Origin of the sequence: Mesorhizobium sp. M0663 (assembly GCF_040320585.1) — a bacterium.
Lineage (GTDB): Bacteria > Pseudomonadota > Alphaproteobacteria > Rhizobiales > Rhizobiaceae > Mesorhizobium.
In genome coordinates, this window is sequence record NZ_JAMYPX010000012.1 from 66,019 (window position 1) to 83,773 (window position 17,755).

General features: G+C 62.6%; 16 protein-coding genes. 7 read left to right on the top strand and 9 right to left on the bottom strand.

The annotated features are described in order from the left end of the window. Window positions 1-545 precede the first annotated feature (545 nt). Genes uvrA through NKI54_RS20745 form a run of 4 tightly spaced genes read left to right on the top strand, consistent with a single transcriptional unit; the run spans window position 546 to window position 5,179 of the window. On the top strand, window positions 546-3,467 hold the full coding sequence (gene uvrA, locus NKI54_RS20730; RefSeq protein ID WP_352593516.1) for an excinuclease ABC subunit UvrA: 2,922 nt from the start codon (window positions 546-548) through the stop codon (window positions 3,465-3,467). Next, window positions 3,467-3,877: a DUF302 domain-containing protein gene (locus tag NKI54_RS20735; RefSeq protein ID WP_352593519.1), complete on the top strand. Its 411-nt coding sequence runs from the start codon at window positions 3,467-3,469 to the stop codon at window positions 3,875-3,877. The genes uvrA and NKI54_RS20735 overlap by 1 nt, the downstream gene beginning before the upstream one ends. Continuing rightward, on the top strand, window positions 3,874-4,344 hold the full coding sequence (locus NKI54_RS20740) for a GNAT family N-acetyltransferase (protein WP_352593522.1): 471 nt from the start codon (window positions 3,874-3,876) through the stop codon (window positions 4,342-4,344). The genes NKI54_RS20735 and NKI54_RS20740 overlap by 4 nt, the downstream gene beginning before the upstream one ends. Window positions 4,345-4,372: 28 nt before the next feature. Beyond that, window positions 4,373-5,179 carry a DUF72 domain-containing protein gene (locus tag NKI54_RS20745; protein WP_352593525.1) on the top strand — a complete coding sequence of 269 codons (807 nt, stop codon included), beginning with the start codon at window positions 4,373-4,375 and terminating at the stop codon, window positions 5,177-5,179. Between the two features lie 46 nt (window positions 5,180-5,225). Here NKI54_RS20745 and NKI54_RS20750 read toward each other — a convergent pair whose 3' ends face one another. From NKI54_RS20750 to urtA, 6 genes are all read right to left on the bottom strand, one after another. Then, window positions 5,226-5,426 carry a hypothetical protein gene (locus tag NKI54_RS20750; protein WP_023674857.1) on the bottom strand — a complete coding sequence of 67 codons (201 nt, stop codon included), beginning with the start codon at window positions 5,424-5,426 and terminating at the stop codon, window positions 5,226-5,228. A 212-nt stretch (window positions 5,427-5,638) separates the two neighbouring features. Then, the gene (urtE, locus tag NKI54_RS20755) at window positions 5,639-6,334 is read right to left on the bottom strand and encodes an urea ABC transporter ATP-binding subunit UrtE (RefSeq protein WP_352692311.1); all 696 of its coding nucleotides are present in this window, start codon (window positions 6,332-6,334) and stop codon (window positions 5,639-5,641) included. 70 nt (window positions 6,335-6,404) lie between these two features. Beyond that, complete coding sequence (gene urtD / locus NKI54_RS20760) at window positions 6,405-7,151, bottom strand: urea ABC transporter ATP-binding protein UrtD (RefSeq protein ID WP_023674855.1); 747 nt, start codon at window positions 7,149-7,151, stop codon at window positions 6,405-6,407. A gap of 7 nt (window positions 7,152-7,158) precedes the next feature. Next, window positions 7,159-8,391, bottom strand: coding sequence for an urea ABC transporter permease subunit UrtC (urtC, locus tag NKI54_RS20765; RefSeq protein ID WP_352622614.1), 1,233 nt, complete (start codon window positions 8,389-8,391; stop codon window positions 7,159-7,161). After that, on the bottom strand, window positions 8,388-10,004 hold the full coding sequence (urtB, locus tag NKI54_RS20770; RefSeq protein ID WP_352692312.1) for an urea ABC transporter permease subunit UrtB: 1,617 nt from the start codon (window positions 10,002-10,004) through the stop codon (window positions 8,388-8,390). Before urtB ends, urtC begins: the two co-directional genes overlap by 4 nt. A gap of 100 nt (window positions 10,005-10,104) precedes the next feature. Further along, entirely contained in the window at window positions 10,105-11,415 is a 1,311-nt protein-coding gene (urtA, locus tag NKI54_RS20775; protein ID WP_023674852.1) for an urea ABC transporter substrate-binding protein, read from the bottom strand. 301 nt (window positions 11,416-11,716) lie between these two features. Here urtA and NKI54_RS20780 point away from each other — a divergent pair, with 301 nt between their 5' ends. Beyond that, window positions 11,717-12,112, top strand: coding sequence for a hypothetical protein (locus NKI54_RS20780; RefSeq protein WP_023674851.1), 396 nt, complete (start codon window positions 11,717-11,719; stop codon window positions 12,110-12,112). 46 nt (window positions 12,113-12,158) lie between these two features. Here NKI54_RS20780 and NKI54_RS20785 read toward each other — a convergent pair whose 3' ends face one another. Both NKI54_RS20785 and cckA read right to left on the bottom strand, forming a co-directional pair. Beyond that, complete coding sequence (locus tag NKI54_RS20785; protein ID WP_023674850.1) at window positions 12,159-12,869, bottom strand: purine-nucleoside phosphorylase; 711 nt, start codon at window positions 12,867-12,869, stop codon at window positions 12,159-12,161. An 82-nt stretch (window positions 12,870-12,951) separates the two neighbouring features. After that, the gene (gene cckA / locus NKI54_RS20790) at window positions 12,952-15,525 is read right to left on the bottom strand and encodes a cell cycle histidine kinase CckA (RefSeq protein ID WP_023674849.1); all 2,574 of its coding nucleotides are present in this window, start codon (window positions 15,523-15,525) and stop codon (window positions 12,952-12,954) included. Between the two features lie 203 nt (window positions 15,526-15,728). On the opposite strand from cckA, the gene NKI54_RS20795 reads away from it, so the two are divergent. Continuing rightward, window positions 15,729-16,481, top strand: coding sequence for a hypothetical protein (locus NKI54_RS20795; protein ID WP_352568747.1), 753 nt, complete (start codon window positions 15,729-15,731; stop codon window positions 16,479-16,481). A gap of 83 nt (window positions 16,482-16,564) precedes the next feature. On the opposite strand, the gene dksA is transcribed toward NKI54_RS20795, so the two are convergent. After that, on the bottom strand, window positions 16,565-16,981 hold the full coding sequence (gene dksA / locus NKI54_RS20800) for an RNA polymerase-binding protein DksA (protein ID WP_023674847.1): 417 nt from the start codon (window positions 16,979-16,981) through the stop codon (window positions 16,565-16,567). A gap of 260 nt (window positions 16,982-17,241) precedes the next feature. Here dksA and NKI54_RS20805 point away from each other — a divergent pair, with 260 nt between their 5' ends. Further along, window positions 17,242-17,745 carry a SixA phosphatase family protein gene (locus tag NKI54_RS20805; RefSeq protein ID WP_352568748.1) on the top strand — a complete coding sequence of 168 codons (504 nt, stop codon included), beginning with the start codon at window positions 17,242-17,244 and terminating at the stop codon, window positions 17,743-17,745. The last annotated feature ends 10 nt before the right edge of the window (window positions 17,746-17,755 follow it).

The following is a 17,755-nucleotide window of genomic DNA, read 5'->3' on the forward strand; positions in this document are numbered from 1 at the left end:
CGATCCGACTAGCAGTCTCTGATTTTATGGGGATCAGCAGGTCCGTTTGGCGGGCAGCGAAAACGCCTGACCCTGGCCATTTATACCTGCCGCGGCTCCAGCGACACGTGGAGCCTCAACGAACAATCCGGTGGAGTCATGCCTCTGCTCTCCTTCTGTTGGTTGCGACTGTCGTCGTCGAAGCGCTCATCGCATAACCCGCGGCGTCTCGCAGGCTAGCCCCAGGCCGCGAGGCCATCGAAAGACGGCCGGCTTCGTTGACGTCTGGAGTCTGCCCCCACGGTGTAGGGACGTCAACCTTGAATAGCCGATTACCGAAAAATGTGATCGCGAGACGTTTTGGGAAGCCGGCCCCACGGGCAGCTTTTGTCAGGAGCGTGTTCGGCCTTTGTTCTTTCCGCTTGCCCGTTCGCGCGAAAGGCGGTTAAACGCTTTGGTCGAGAGTTGTGGCGTCTCTCGAAAAGGCGGCGAAATTGCCTACATAGGGGGTGGTCGGGAAAACCCGCCCATCCCACGAATTCCAGATTCTGAGGCGGCGACCGGCGATGGCCGACCATAAATATCTCTCCATTCGCGGGGCACGCGAACACAATCTGAAGAATGTCGATCTCGATCTGCCGCGTGACAGCCTGATCGTCATGACCGGCCTGTCGGGGTCGGGCAAGTCATCGCTTGCCTTCGACACCATCTACGCCGAGGGCCAGCGCCGCTATGTCGAGAGCCTTTCGGCCTATGCACGGCAATTCCTCGAAATGATGCAGAAGCCTGACGTCGACCAGATCGACGGCCTGTCGCCGGCCATCTCCATCGAGCAGAAGACCACCTCGAAGAACCCGCGCTCGACGGTCGGCACCGTCACCGAGATCTACGATTATATGCGGCTTTTGTTCGCCCGCGTCGGTGTACCCTATTCACCGGCCACCGGCCTGCCGATCGAGAGCCAGACGGTTTCGCAGATGGTCGACCGGGTGCTTGCTGTCGAGGAAGGCACCCGGCTGTTCATTCTGGCGCCGATGGTGCGCGGCCGCAAAGGCGAGTACCGCAAGGAACTGCTGGAGCTGCAGAAGAAGGGTTTTCAGCGCGTCAAAGTCGATGGCGTCTTCTATGAGATCGCCGACGTGCCGGCGCTGGACAAGAAGTACAAGCACGATATCGACGTCGTCGTCGACCGCATCGTCGTGCGCGGCGATCTGGCGACGCGGCTCGCCGATTCCATCGAGACCGCGCTGAAGCTGGCCGACGGGCTGGCGGTGGCGGAATTTGCCGACAAGCCGCTCGACGCCAGCCAGACCGGCGAGGATTCGGTCAACAAATCGAAGAACGAGACGCATGAACGCATGCTGTTCTCGGAAAAGTTCGCCTGCCCGGTGTCCGGCTTCACCATTCCCGAGATCGAGCCCAGGCTGTTCTCCTTCAACAATCCGTTCGGCGCCTGCCCGACCTGCGACGGGCTCGGCAGCCAACGCGCCATTGATGCCAGCCTGGTCGTGCCCGACGAGAATGTCTCGCTGCGCGCCGGCGCCGTCAGCCCTTGGGCGAAGTCGAGCTCGCCCTACTATGCGCAGACGCTGGAAGCGCTGGGCGTTGCCTATGGCTTCAAGCTCGGCGACAAGTTCAAGGATTTGAGCGAGGAGGCAAAGCAAGCCGTCCTGCACGGCACCGGCGAGCGCGAAATCACCTTCCATTACGATGACGGCCTGCGCTCCTACAAGACGACGAAAACCTTCGAGGGCGTCATCCCCAACCTCGAGCGCCGCTGGAAGGAAACCGAATCCGCCTGGATGCGCGAGGAGATCGAGCGCTTCATGTCGGCCACGCCCTGCCCGGCCTGCCGCGGCTATCGGCTGAAGCCCGAGGCGCTCGCGGTCAAGATCGCCGGCAAGCACATTGGCGAGGTCACCGAGCTGTCGATCCGCAAGGCCGACCAGTGGTTCACCGACCTGCCCGCTTCGCTCAACGACAAGCAGAATGAGATCGCGGTGCGCGTGCTCAAGGAAATCCGCGAGCGGCTGCGCTTCCTCAACGATGTCGGTCTCGACTATCTGACGCTGTCGCGCAACTCCGGCACGTTGTCGGGCGGCGAGAGCCAGCGCATCCGGCTGGCTTCGCAGATCGGCTCCGGCCTGACCGGCGTGCTCTATGTGCTCGACGAGCCGTCGATCGGCCTGCACCAGCGCGACAATGCCCGCCTGCTCGACACGCTGAAGCATCTGCGCGACATCGGCAACACGGTCATCGTCGTCGAGCATGACGAGGACGCCATCCTGCATGCCGACTACGTCGTCGATATCGGCCCGGCGGCCGGCATCCATGGCGGCCACATCATCGCCCAGGGCACGCCGCAGCAGATCATGGCGACGCCCGCTTCGATCACCGGTAAATATCTGTCGGGCGAGCTGGAAGTGGCGACGCCGGCAGTGCGGCGTGAGGCCAAGAAGAACCGCCGGCTGAAGGTCGTCGGCGCGCGCGGCAACAATCTGAAGAACGTCACCGCCGAAATCCCGCTCGGCACGTTTACCGCCGTCACCGGCGTATCCGGCGGCGGCAAGTCGACCTTCCTGATCGAGACCCTGTTCAAGGCGGCGTCGCGCCGCATCATGGGCTCGCGCGAGCATCCGGCCGAGCATGACCGAATCGAGGGGCTGGAATTCCTCGACAAGGTCATCGATATCGACCAGTCGCCGATCGGGCGCACCCCGCGCTCCAACCCTGCCACCTATACCGGCGCCTTCACGCCGATCCGCGACTGGTTCGCCGGCCTGCCGGAGGCCAAGGCGCGCGGCTACCAGCCGGGCCGCTTCTCGTTCAACGTCAAGGGCGGCCGCTGCGAGGCCTGCCAGGGCGACGGCGTCATCAAAATCGAGATGCACTTCCTGCCCGACGTCTACGTCACCTGCGACGTCTGCCACGGCAAGCGCTACAACCGCGAGACGCTCGACGTCCTGTTCAAGGGCAAATCAATCGCCGACGTTCTCGACATGACGGTCGAGGAAGGCGTCGATTTCTTCGCCGCCGTGCCCGGTGTGCGCGACAAGCTGGAGACGCTGAAACGGGTCGGCCTCGGCTACATCCATGTTGGCCAGCAGGCAACGACTTTGTCGGGCGGCGAGGCGCAGCGCATCAAGCTTGCCAAGGAACTGTCGCGCAAGGCGACCGGCAAGACGCTCTACATTCTCGATGAGCCAACCACCGGCCTGCATTTCCACGACGTCGCCAAGCTGCTTGAAGTGCTGCACGAGCTGGTCGACCAGGGCAACACGGTCGTTGTCATCGAGCACAATCTAGAGGTGATCAAGACCGCTGACTGGGTGCTCGATCTTGGCCCCGAAGGTGGTGACGGCGGCGGCGAGCTGGTAGCGTCCGGCACGCCTGAGGACATCGTTCGCGAAAAACGCAGCTATACCGGGCAGTTCCTGAGGGAATTGCTGGAGCGGCGCCCCGGAGGCAAGCGCGAAGCGGCGGAGTGATGGCAAAGAACGGTCTCATCACGGTCCAAAGCCGCTTCGGCGTGGCCGAAACGATCGATCGCCTGGTCGGGACTGTGGAACGTGCAGGATTGCTGGTCTTCGCCCGCATTGACCACGCCGCCGGTGCGCGCAGTGTCGAAGCTTCTCTGCGTCCGACCCAGCTTCTGATTTTTGGCAACCCGAAAGGCGGCACGCCGCTGATGCAGGACCGGCAGCTTGCCGGCATCGATCTGCCGGTCAAGGCACTGGCCTGGGAGGACGAGCAAGGCAAGGTCTGGCTCTCCTACAATGACGCGCACTGGCTCGCCGAGCGCCACGGCTTGGGCGACGCCAGTCGCAATGCCGTCGCCGCCATAGCGGCCGGCATGGACAAGGTGATTGCGGCCGCTGCCGGCGCGGGCCAGTTTTGATCATGAGAGCCGCTCGGGCCGATGATCTCCCCATGGTGATCTCGCTCACCACCGACGCCTACGCGCCCTACACTGCCCTGCTCGGCGCACCGCCGATCCCCGTCACCGAGGACTATGCGCCGCGCATAGAACGCGGCGAGGTCTGGCTTTCGGAGCAGGACGGACAGCCGGCCGGCTTGATCGTTCTCGAACGACATGCGGACCATACAATGATCTTCAGCGTCGCCGTTGCGCCCGCCTTTCAGGGCAAGGGTTTCGGCATCGGGCTGCTCGACTGGGCCGAGCAACAGACGCGCTTGTGGAGCTTGCCGGAAATCCGACTCTACACCAATGCCAGAATGGAACGGAACGTTTCGTTGTATAAGGCCTACGGCTTTCGCGAAACGGGTCGCCGGCCCAATCCATATCGGCCAGGATGGACGATCGTCGACATGGCGAAAGCCGTCGAGACGACCGCCATCGCGTGATCCTTTTCTGCAAACCGGGAGGACGACCATGACTCAATCAGGAACAATCCGCGCCGGCATGGGCGGCTGGACCTTCGAGCCGTGGGACACGTCCTTCTACCCGGACAAATTGTCGAAGGCCAAGCAACTGCATTATGCCAGCCGGCAGGTGCTCACTATCGAGGTCAACGGCACCTATTATTCGAGCTTCAAGGAGCCGACCTTCGTCAAATGGGCCAACGAGGCGCCGGATGGTTTCGTCTATTCGCTGAAGGGCAACCGCTTCGTCACCAACCGCCGCGTGCTCGGCGAGGCCGGGGAATCGATCATGCGCTTCCTCGGGTCGGGCGTCGCGGCACTTGGCGACAAGCTCGGGCCGATCCTGTGGCAGTTCGCGCCGACCAAGAAATTCGACCCGGACGATTTCGAGGCCTTCCTCAAGCTGTTGCCGGAAAAGCAGGACGGCGTTGCGCTGCGCCATGCGGTCGAGGTGCGCAACGACAGCTTCGTCGTGCCGGAGTTCGCCGCCTTGGCGCGAAAGCACAAGGCCGCCATCGTCTATGCCGACCACGCCAAATATCCGGGGATTGCCGACGTCACCGGCGATTTCATCTATGCGCGGCTGCAGACCGGCAGCGACGACAATCCCGATTGCTACACGCCAAAGGCGCTCGATGAATGGGCGGCGCGCGCAAAAACCTGGGCGGAAGGCAAGGTGCCGGCCGACCTGCCGCGTGTCGCTCCTTCAACCGACGCGCCGGTCAAGCCACGCGACGTGTTCGTCTACTTCATCACCGAGGGCAAGGTCCGCGCTCCATTCGGCGCCATCGCGCTGATGAAGCGGGTCGCAGGCTGACGCCCCCGCTGTCGGTGGTCCGCCTGGCTTGGTCCTAAACTACCGGCTATGCGGCGCGCTCGTCCGGACGCCGATCAACCCTGACAATCTCGTTGAAAGCATCGAGATCGACATAGAAGACCTTGGTGATCTCCGCGATGAGTTCGTCGTGGTCATACCCCTGCGATTTCAGAATGTTGATGGCTGTCAGGATATCGACGCGCTCCGTGAGCCGTCGTTTCTGGTAGTCCTCGACATAGCGCTCCATTGACTGGCCCTGGCTCCCAAGCACCCGAAATGTTGGACGACAACAGATCGCTGGAAGGGCTTGCGCGCAAGCGTGCCGACGCGGGCCGCGCCTTCCCCTGATCTGCCAAGTTGAAACTGGTACGGAAAGCGGCCGACTCACCAAGGCCAAGCAAAATCTAGCACGCAATCTGCAGCGCGCCAGAGTTGCAAAGTAACGGAATCAATAAGAATTCAGACAGTCAGGAATTTGCGGACGTCCGCCCGGTCGAGATCCTCGGCGGGGCCGGTATGGACGATCTGACCGCGGTCCATGATGTTGACCTCGTCGGCCAATTCCCGGCAGAAGTCGAGATATTGTTCGACCAGAAGCACGGCGATACCGGCCTGGTCGCGCAGATAGCGGACGGCGCGGCCGATGTCCTTGATGATCGACGGCTGGATGCCTTCGGTCGGCTCGTCGAGCACCAGCAGCTTCGGCCGCATCACCAGCGCCCTGCCGATGGCAAGCTGCTGCTGCTGGCCGCCGGAAAGATCGCCGCCGCGGCGCGCGAGCATCTGCTTCAGCACCGGAAACAATTCGAAGACGTGACCGGGAATGTTGCGATCGGCGCGCTTCAACGGCGCAAAACCCGATTCGAGGTTTTCCCGCACCGTAAGCAGCGGAAATATCTCCCTGCCCTGCGGCACGAATGCGATGCCCGACCGGGCGCGATCATACGCCGCGCTCCGGTCGAGCGCCTTCCCCTCGAAGGCAACGCTTCCGCTCGTCAGCCGGTGATGGCCGACGATCGATCTCATCAAACTGGTCTTGCCGACGCCGTTGCGGCCGAGCACGCAGGTGATCTTGCCGCCGCCGGCCTTCAGCGAGACGCCGCGCAGCGCCTGGGCAGCCCCGTAGTGCAGCGTGGCATTGGAGACTTCGAGCATGGTCAGCGTTTTCTCCAACGCGTGAAGAACGAAAGGTCGAAATGATGGAACGGAACGCGCCAGACCATGTTCATCTCCCCAGATAGACTTCGACGACGCGCTCGTCGGCCGAAACGAAGTCGAGACTGCCCTCGGAAAGCACCGAGCCTTCGTGCAGGCAGGTGACCTTGACGCCGAGCTCGCGCACGAAATGCATGTCGTGCTCGACGACGATGACAGAATGGTCGCGCGCGATGTCCCTGAGCAGCCGCGCGGTTTCCTCGGTCTCGGCGTCGGTCATGCCGGCAACCGGTTCGTCGACCAGCAGCAGCTTCGGATCCTGCGCCAGAAGCATGCCGATCTCGAGCCATTGCTTTTGGCCGTGGCTCAGATTGGCGGCGAGTTCGTCACGCTTGTCGCCAAGCCGAATGATGCCGAGGATGTCGTCGATCTGCCGCACGTCCGCGGCCGAGCGACGATGGAACAGTGCCGGGAAGATCGAGCGCGGGCCTTTCAGCGCCAGCATCAGATTGTCCTCGATCGTGTGGCTTTCGAAGACGGTCGGCTTCTGGAATTTACGGCCGATGCCCATCATGGCGATTTCGGCCTCGTCGTGTTTGGTCAGGTCGACCTCACCGTTGAAGAAAACTTCACCCGCGTCGGGCCGCGTCTTGCCGGTGACGATGTCCATCATCGTCGTCTTTCCGGCGCCGTTGGGGCCGATGATCGCCCGCATCTCGCCCTTGTCGAGCACCAGCGAAAGGTTGTTGATGGCGCGAAACCCGTCGAAGGAAACCGACACGCCGTCGAGATAGAGGATGGTGTTGCTCTTCGACATCAGGCCATCACTCCGCCGGCTGCGGTTCGGCGCCGGAGGCCGACCAGTCGCCCGGCCTTCTCGCCGCCGAGCGGTCGGTTTTCGGCGGCACCGGCGCATCGGGATCGATGCCGACTTCCTCGGCAACCGAGGCCGCCCGCAGCGCCTTGGCGTTGCCGCGCCAGGAATCCCACATGCCGATGATGCCCTTGGGCAGGAACAGCGTGACGGCGACAAACAGTCCGCCCAGCGCAAACAGCCAGAATTCAGGCAGCACGCCGGTGAACCAGGATTTACCGGCATTGACCAGAAGCGCGCCGATGATCGGCCCGACGATGGTGCCGCGCCCGCCGACGGCCGCCCACACCACCACCTCGATCGAATTGGACGGCTCGAATTCGCCAGGGTTGATGATGCCGACCTGCGGCACGTAAAGCGCACCGGCGATGCCGGCCATCACCGCCGACAGGGTGAATGCGAACAGTTTGACGTTCTCCGCCCGCCAGCCGAGGAAGCGTGTGCGGCTTTCGGCGTCGCGCACCGCCATCAAAAGCTTGCCGTACTTGGAACCGACGATTGCCCAGGTGACGAAGACGGCAAACGCCAGCATGACGGCGCTGGCCGCGAACAGCGCCGACCGCGTCATGTCGGCCTGCACGTTGAACCCTAGAATGTCCTTGAAATCGGTCAGGCCGTTGTTGCCGCCGAAACCCATGTCGTTGCGGAAAAACGCAAGCAGCAGCGCATAGGTCATCGCCTGGGTGATGATCGACAGGTAGACGCCGGTGACGCGGCTGCGGAAGGCAAACCAGCCGAAGACGAAGGCGAGCAGGCCGGGCACCGCAAGCACCATGATCGCGGCAAACCAGAAATGGTCGAAACCATACCAGAACCATGGCAATTCCTTGTAGTTAAGGAACACCATGAAATCCGGCAGCAGCGGATTGCCGTAGACGCCTCGCGAGCCGATCTGGCGCATCAGATACATGCCCATCGCATAACCGCCGAGCGCGAAGAAGGCGCCGTGGCCGAGCGAGAGGATGCCGCAATAGCCCCAGACGAGATCGAGCGCCAAGGCGAGCAGCGCGTAGCAGAGGTATTTGCCGGTGAGCGCAACGATATAGGACGGCACGTAAAACGCACTTGTCGGCGAGACCGCAAGATTGAGCAGCGGCACAATGATGGCGACCGCCAGCAGGATGAAGATGGTGATGGCGACACGGCGGTCGGCGCCGGCGGCAAAGAAGCGTCCCGTGATCATGCTTCCACCGACCTGCCCTTGAGCGCAAACAAGCCGCGCGGGCGTTTCTGGATGAACAGGATGATCAGCACCAGAACGACGATCTTGCCGAGCACTGCTCCGGCATAAGGTTCGAGGAACTTGTTGACGATGCCGAGCGAGAAAGCGCCGACCAGCGTGCCCCAAAGATTGCCGACACCGCCGAAAACGACGACCATGAAGCTGTCGATGATGTAGCCGCGGCCGAGATTGGGCGAGACGTTGTCGATCTGGCTGAGCGCGACACCGGCGATGCCGGCAATGCCGGAGCCGAGTGCAAACGTTAGCGCATCGACCCAAGGCGTCCTGATGCCCATCGAGGCGGCCATGCGGCGATTGGCGGTGACGGCACGCATCTGCAGCCCCCAAGGCGTGCGTTTCATCACGTAGAGCAGCACCGCGAACACGCCGAGCGCGAATACCAGGATCCAGAGCCGGTTCCAGGTCACGGCAAGCTGGCCGATATTGAACGAGCCGGACATCCAGGACGGGTTGCCGACCTCCTGGTTGGTCGGCCCGAAGATGGTGCGTACGGCCTGCTGCAGGATCAGCGACACACCCCATGTCGCCAGCAGCGTCTCCAGCGGCCGTCCATAGAGGAAGCGGATCAGCCCGCGCTCGATGACAAGGCCGACGAGCGCCGCCACCAGGAAGGCCAGCGGCAGGGCGATGACCAGCGACCAGTCGAACAGACCGGGAAAGGAATTACGGATAACCTCCTGCACGACGAAGGTCGTGTAGGGGCCGAGCATGACCATCTCGCCATGCGCCATGTTGATGACGCCCATGACGCCGAAAGTGATGGCAAGGCCAATCGCCGCCAGCAGCAGCACCGATCCAAGCGATATGCCGTACCAGATATTCTGGCCGGCATCCCACAGCGCCAGCGTCGAATTGATGTTGGCGATCGCAGCCGTCGCCGCGTCTTTCACCGCACCTTCGGAACTGGCCTCGACCGACGTGAGCAGCGACACCGCATCGCGGTCGCTGCGCGCACCGATGAGCGCGATTGCCGCCAGTTTGTCGGCCTCCGGCCTGTCGGAAACGAGAACCGACGCGGCGCGGGCCTGTTCTAGCAGCGCCTTGACGCTTGCCACGCTCTCATTGGCGATGGCGGTGTCGAGCGGCTCGATGTTTGCCGCGTCGGGCGTTTTGAACATGGTGTCGGCGGCGGCAATGCGCACGGCCGGATCCTTTGAGCCAAGCGTCAGCGTGCCCAATGCATCGCGAATGACGCGGCGCAGCGTGTTGTTGACCTTGATCTTGGTGATGTCGGCCTTGGCAGCTTCGCCCGATCTTTCGCCGGTAAGCGCATCGAGCAGCTCGATGCCGTCGCCGCTCTCCTTACCGACAAAGACCAGTGAATCGGCCTTGCGCACGTAAAGGCTGCCCTCCGCAAGCGCGGCAAGCGGCCGTTCTACGGCCGGATCGCCGGAAGCCGCAAGCTCCCGCACCACGGCTTCTATCGCCGGAAAATTGGCGGCGGTGGCGAATTTGGCGATGACCACGCGCAGATCTGCTTCGCTGGCGTTCGACGGCAGCAGCGTCCCCTGGAGAAGGAGCAGCATCAGGCCAATCGCGCGGATCAGGATCATTGGTTTCTGGTGGCTCTTGAAGATTGAATGTCGCCTCCGGGCAGGCTGGAGGAGGAGCCTGCCCGGAGGCTTGCGGGTCTGGGAGGACAGACCGGGAGGATCAGTTGGTTCCCTTGCCGCCGCATTTGCCGGTGGCAACGTTGAAGTTGCCGCAGGACAGAGGCGCGCGCCAATCGGAGATCAGGTCCTTGGAGTCAGGCAGATAGTCGGACCACTCGTCGCCCATCACCAGGCCCGGCGTCTGCGAGACGGTTTCGAACTGGCCGTCGGCCTGGATTTCGCCGATCAGCACCGGCTTGGTGATGTGATGGTTCGGCATCATCGTCGAATAACCGCCGGTCAGGTTCGGCACCGAGACGCCGACCATGGCGTCGATGACCTTGTCCGGATCGGTGGTGCCGGCCTTCTCGACCGCCTTCACCCACATGTTGAAGCCGATATAATGGGCTTCCATCGGGTCGTTGGTGGTGCGCTTGTCGTTCTTGATGAATTTGTGCCAGTCGGCGATGAACTTCGCGTTCTCGGGCGTGTCGACGCTCTCAAAATAATTCCAGGCGGCGAGATGGCCGACCAGCGGCGCGGTGTCGAGACCGGCAAGCTCTTCCTCACCAACCGAGAAGGCCATGACCGGAATGTCCTCGGCCTTGATGCCCTGGTTGCCGAGTTCCTTGTAGAACGGCACGTTGGCGTCACCGTTGACGGTCGAGACGACGGCGGTCTTCTTGCCGGCCGAACCGAATTTCTTGATCGCCGAGACTTCGGTCTGCCAGTCGGAGAAGCCGAACGGCGTGTAGTTGACCATGATGTCTTCGGCGGCAACGCCTTTCGCCTTCAGGTAGGCTTCGAGGATCTTGTTGGTGGTGCGCGGGTAGACGTAGTCGGTGCCTTCGAGCACCCAGCGCTTCACCGAACCGCCGTCCTCGCTCATCAGATAATCGACGGCCGGAATGGCCTGCTGGTTCGGCGCCGCACCGGTGTAGAACACGTTGCGCTCGCTTTCCTCGCCTTCGTACTGGACGGGGTAGAACAGGATGTTGTCGAGCTCGCTGAACACCGGCAGCACCGATTTGCGCGACACCGAGGTCCAGCAGCCGAACACCGCGGCGACCTTGTCCTTCGAGATCAGCTCGCGCGCTTTTTCTGCGAACAGCGGCCAGTTGGAAGCCGGATCGACGACCACCGCCTCGAGCTTCTTGCCGAGCAGGCCGCCCTTGGCATTCTGCTCTTCGATGAGCATCAGCATGGCGTCCTTCAGCGTCGTCTCCGAGATCGCCATGGTTCCCGACAGCGAATGGAGGATGCCGACCTTGATGGTGTCGTCGGCCGCCCTGGCGGGAATGCTCATCAGCAGGCCGGCGGTGACCACGCCGGCCGAAAACATTTTTGTTATTGTCGAGAAACTGCCCCTCATACTTTTAAACTCCCAAGCTGGTTAACTGCATCGGAACAGGACCATGCAACGGCTGTGCCAATCACCGGCGAAAGATCGGAGTGTTTGAGATTTCCCAGCCCTGTCAGTCGGTTAATGTATTAGCCGCAGGAGATGAACCTCCCCTGCCAGGTTTGAAATGAGAAAAGATCACTCGTATCAGCCTAAGTTTTACTCACATATAGGCCAATGCCCGAATTTTGAGCAGCATCATATGAGCGCTGGCGAGGATTGCAGCGCCGCAGCGAAATGAGGCAAGTTCGAACCCTTAACGGGGGACTCCATGGCCTTCAGAGCTTCTTGCATTTTCACCGCCATGCTTCTGCTGGCGGCGACGACCGTAGCGCGCGCCGGCTTCAGCGACGGCAAGCTGCCGGACGGCTCCTATCATTGCGAAGTCTATCTGCTTGGCATGTTCCTCAGCCTCGGCGACATCACCATCAAGGGAAACGTCTATAGCGGTCCGGTGAGCTTCGGCATCGCGCCGCAAAGCTACAATTACCAGATGGATGCAGACGGCGTGATCACCTGGCTGGGTCCGCTGGGCGGCTACACCAGTGGCGGCAACTCGATCTCGCTTACGCAGGCGACGCTGGAAAGCGGAACCACCCCGTCCTTCGATATCATCATGAAGCAGCCAGACGGCGCCTTTACCGCCTCGACCTGCACGAAGCGTTGAAAAGTACGGAACCTGGCGAGGTTCCGTACTCCGAAGTAGAAGCCGCCTAGCTCTCCGCCGCCATGTCGAGCGCCAGCCGGGTCATATCGGTGAAAAGGCCCTGGCGTTCGGAATAGTCGGTCTGCTCGCCGGTTGCCACATTGTCGACGACGGTCAGGATCGACAGCGCCCGGGCGCCGAAATCGGCCGCAATGCGGTAGAGTGCGCTGGTTTCCATATCCACGGCGAGCGCCCCCTGTGCCTGTGCTTCGGCAAAGCGTTCGCGCCCCAGCGGATGATAAAAAATGTCGCTGCAGATCGTCAGCCCGGCCCGATGGTCGATCCCGAGTTCCGAAGCCCGGGCCAACGCCTGGGCCAACAATGCAGGATCGGGGCCGGCATCGGCACGATAGAGACCAAAAACCTGGCCGCTCTCCGCATTTTCGCCGCGCACCGATTGTGCGATCACCAGGCTGCGCAGCGCCATCTCGGCGGTCAGGCCGCCGCAGGTGCCGGTGCGGATCAACGTTTTCGCACCGTAGAAATCCAGCAGCTCGTGCACGTAGACCAGGAATGACGGGACGCCGATGCCGGTGGACTGGACGCTGACAGGCTTGCCGCGAAACAACCCGGTAAAGCCGAGCGCGCCGCGGCGGCGGTTGACGCAGCGCGACGCTTCCAGAAAGGTCTCCGCCATCCATTCAGCGCGCTGCGGGTCGCCCGGCAGCAGCACCGTGCTTGCGTAGTCGCCTTTGCTAGCCTCGTTGTGTGGCGTCACGGCATGCTTCCAAAACCCGTCGCCCGTTTCGCCTGCAATCATGGCAGTCTCACGACATTGCGCAAGCGGAGCGTTGGAAGGGTCAGGATTCCAGCATGTCCTTTACGATCGTGGCCAATTGCTTGAGCGAAAACGGCTTCGGCAAGAAGCCGAAATGCGCGTCGGCCGGCAAGTTCTTGGCGAACGCGTCTTCGGCATAGCCGGACACGAAGATAAACTTGATGTCGGGCTGCCGTTTGCGCAATTCGCCAAGCAGCGTCGGGCCATCCATTTCCGGCATCACCACGTCCGACACCACGACGTCGACCTTGCCGCCGAGCGCTTCGTAGACTTCAAGCGCCTCGACGCCCGACGACGCCTCGTGGACGGTGTAGCCGCGCGATTTCAGCGCCCGCATGCCGCCCATGCGCACGGCGTCCTCGTCCTCGACCAGCAGCACCGTGGCCGAGCCCGACAGATCCTTGGCTGAGTCGGCGATCTTGGCAGGGGCGGCCGGCACTTCTCCAGCCTCGCCCGCCTTCCTTGCCTCCGCAATGTGCCGCGGCAGGAAGATGCGGAACACGGATCCCTTGCCGACTTCGGAATCGCAGAAGATGAAGCCGCCTGTTTGCTTGATGATGCCATAGACCATGGACAGGCCGAGGCCGGTTCCCTTTCCAACCTCCTTTGTCGTGAAGAAGGGCTCGAAGATCTTTTTCAGCACATCAGGCGCGATGCCGCTGCCGCTGTCCTCGACCTCGACCAGCACATAGTCGGCCGGAGTAAGTTCGCGGTAGGAAAAGGTCTTGCACTCTCCGGCGCTGACGTTGCGGGTGCGTACGGTGAGCTCGCCGCCGGCCGGCATCGCATCGCGTGCATTGACCGCCAGATTGACCACCACTTGCTCGAATTGCCCGATATCGACCCTGACCGGCCACAGGTCGCGGCCATGGTCGATTTTGAGCTTGATGTCGTTGCCGACCAGCCGGGCAAGCAGCATCCTTAGATCTGCGAGCACGTCGGTCAGGTTGAGCACCTCCGGCCGCAGCGTCTGCTTGCGCGAGAAGGCCAGCAACTGCCGCACCAGCGAGGCCGCCCGGTTGGCATTCTGCTTGATGTTCATGATGTCCGGGAACGACGGATCGGACGGCCGGTGGTTGGTCAAAAGCAGGTCCGAGGCCATGATGATGGCGGTCAGCACATTGTTGAAATCATGCGCGATGCCGCCGGCGAGTTGGCCGACCGCCTGCATCTTCTGGCTCTGCGCCATCTGGCCCTCGAGGGCCTTTTGCTCAGTGGTCTCCACGGCATAGACGATGGCCGATTCCTCGGCGCCCTCGCCACCGGTACCGTCTGCGACCGCGTTGACGTAGAAGCGTATGTGGCGCTCCTCATTGCCGGGCAGCACCGTATCGATCGGCTCGATGTCAGCCTGTTGCTGGCGTGCCTTTTCAAAGGCCGCGGCGAAAGCCGGCCGGTCGCGCTCGTGGATCACCGTATCCAGCCGCACACGCCGATCGACCGCATCGCGGTCGACGACCGAGGAAAACAGCGACAGGAACGGCGCATTGGTGCGCAGGATGCGGCCGGCATGGTCGACGCCGGCTATCGCCATCGGCGTCGAGTTGAAGAACCGCGTGAAGCGTATTTCCGATGCGCGGAGGTCGGCCGAAGCGTCCTCGCCTTGCGTCCGGTTGAGCACGATGGTGCGAGTCGGGCCGTTGAGCCCCTCTCGGCTGGCCGAGACACGATGCATGAAGCGCACCGGCAGCGCCTCGCCGGTCATCGTCGTCAGATCGAGGTCGATAACGGCATTGCGCGTGGTACCAGCGTCGGCCTTGACCGAACGGACCAGCGCCATGCCGTCGCCGGCGACGATCTCCGGCAGCGTGATGGCGCCGGGAGTGAAGCTGGCCAGGTCGATGCCCAGCCACTCCGCAAGGGTCGCGTTGATATAGGTGACGCGGCCTTCCTGGTCGGCCGAAAAGAAACCGGCCGGCGCATGGTCGAGGTGATCGATCGCCTTTTGCAGGTCGAGAAAGAACCGCTCCTGCTCGGCCCGTTCCTGCGAGATGTCGGCAAGCTGCCAGGCAAGCATGGGCAGCCGCTGGCCGGGAACGCTGAAGGCGCGGGCCCGAACGCGGTACCAGCGAGCGCCCGGTTCGGCGCCTGGCCGAATGGACTGCGCGAGCCGAAACTCGCCGTCGCCAGGCTGGCCATCACGCAGGCCGGACGCCAGCCGGTATATGGTCACCGAGGCCTCGGGAACGTCTGAAAGCAAACCTTCGACGGTCTTGAGGTCGGCGGCCGACTCGGCACCCGTCATATCGGCATAGGTCCGGTTGGCGTAGATGATACGGCCTTTGGTGTCGGTGACCAGGAGACCTTGCGACATCGAATCGACGAAAGCTTTCGACAGTTCGTCGCTTGTCGAGCGCGGCGTGATGTGCACGAAGCCGATCGCAGTGGCGAATAGAAAGCCGACGCCGATCATCGCCAGCACGCCAAGCATGCCGAGCAGGAATGGATCGCCAAGGCGCTCGCGGAAAAGGCCGAAGACGATCGCTGCCCCAGTCAGGACGACGATGAAGACGATGAGCCGGGTGACCGCTCCCGGCCGCGTGTTCTGGTCGACGATAGGTACCGGATAGAAATCGCCGCGCGCTTCCTTGGCCATGTGCCCCCTGCTCGTGAATTCCGGTGTCGGTTGAATCATATTCTCAGGGTTGGGAAAAGGCCCGGCTGCAGATGTCCGTTAAAAATGACGCCGTTCGGCTCCCGGCGTTTCAAGCTGTTCACGAAGCGTGAAAGGCAACTTGCGGTGGCCTGCCGCAACAGTCTAGTGTCGCCTCTCTTCGAAAGCTGATTTTGGGGGAACCAATGCTGCAATGGCTGGATGGCGTGGCGGGTCCTGGTTATGCCGCAGCAATCCTATGGACGTTTGCAGTACTTGTCCTTCTGCTCATCATTCTTCTTATCATCAGGCTGGTCCGCAGCCTGACGTTCGGGACATTCGTCGCCGGCGGCAGGAACCGCAAGACGCGGCTGGCTGTCATGGATGCCACAGCGGTCGACAGTCACCGGCGGCTGGTGCTGGTGCGCCGCGACGATATCGAGCACCTGCTCTTGATCGGTGGTCCGACCGACGTCGTCGTCGAGCGCGACATCAGGCTCTCGGCGCTGCGGCGCCCGGCATTGACCGGAGACAACGGCCACCAGCCGGCAGCAAGGTCGGCTTCGATCACAGCCGCGCCGGCGAGGCAAGCGCCACCGCAGCCGGCAGGCGTAACCGCGACCCCTGTCCGAGCCCGCCAGACGGCGACGATGCCGGCAACAATGCCGGCGCCGGCGCCGAAACCGGCATCGAACGTCACGCCGTTGCCAAGTTATGGATCCGTCAACGCCAATGCCTCGCGGCATGCGCAGCCGCCGGCAAGGCAGGACCCCCCGGCAAGATACGAGCCGCCGGCACAGCACGAGTCGATTGACGATGCGCTGATGAAGGAGCTGGAGGTTTCCCTCGACGAGCCACGCTTCAGCCAAACGCCGAGCAAGCCGGTGGCGAAGGCGTCGCCCTCTCTCGACGACGAGATGACGAAGCTCCTCGGCGAGTTGTCCAATCAGAAAAGATAGGCCGATAGCGAACGGCCAATGAAAATGGCCGGAAAACCGGCCATTTTGAACGCTTTACCGATGCCGCTGTTTTTCCCGGCGACTCAGTCGTCGCGGTAGACCTTCTCGCGCCGCTCATGGCGCTCCTGTGCCTCGATCGACAAGGTGGCGATCGGGCGCGCGTCGAGCCGCTTCAGCGCGATCGGCTCGCCCGTCTCCTCGCAATAACCGTAAGTGCCTTCGTCAAGGCGCTGGAGGGCCGAATCGATCTTGGAGATGAGTTTTCGCTGGCGATCGCGGGCGCGAAGTTCGATGGCGCGGTCGGTTTCCGAGGAGGCGCGATCGGCGAGGTCGGGGTGGTTGGCGTTTTCCTGCTGCAGGATTTCGAGAGTTTCGCGCGCTTCGCGCAAGATGTCGTTCTTCCAGGTGACGAGCTTCATGCGAAAGTAGGATTTCTGCCGCTCGTTCATGAACGGCTCGTCTTCGGAGGGTACGTAATCGGCGGTAACGATGTCGTTCATTCGACTCACCCAACAAACCCCAAATTTGGCGCCTATATATTCGCGGACCGAAAGCTGCACAAGGTCAATCGACGACAGTTTCACGCAATTGTTAGTCTCGGACAAACCACCATCGGCGATGCCCTTTTTGCGAAGAATACGACCGAATTCGTACATGATTCGCTATGCTTGAGGGTCGCTTGCCATTGCGCACGGAGCTCTTCTGATGGCAAATCCTGCGGCGTGCTGACGGGTTCGGTGCCCGGCACAACGGGGATCCGGTGACCAGACTTTACCTGCTGAGGCATGCGAAGGCCGGCTGGGCGCTGCCTGGCGTGGCTGACTTCGACCGCCCGCTCGATCCATCCGGCTTCGCCGATGCCGAAGCGATGGGCGTGCTGATGCGTTCCCGCAAATACGCACCGGCCCGCACCCTTTGCTCAAGCGCCAAGCGCGCCCGCCAGACGCTGGAAAGCTTGGCTGGCCATACGGACACGGGCCGGGTGCTGTTCTGTGACACCCTCTACAGCGACGATGCCGCCGCGTACCTCACTGCCATCCGGCAGAATGGCGGGCTGGAGGCCCTGCTCGTCATCGGCCACAATCCGATGATCGAGGATCTCGCCATGGCGCTCTCAGGCGACGGCGACGAGACCGCGCGGGCCATGCTGAACCACGGCTTCCCGACCTCCGCACTTGCGGTGGTCCGGTTCTACGGCAGTCTTGCCGAGGCTGCGCCGGGCGCCGGCTATCTCGAAGCCTTCCTGACGCCTGCCGATATCTGAGGCCATTTCA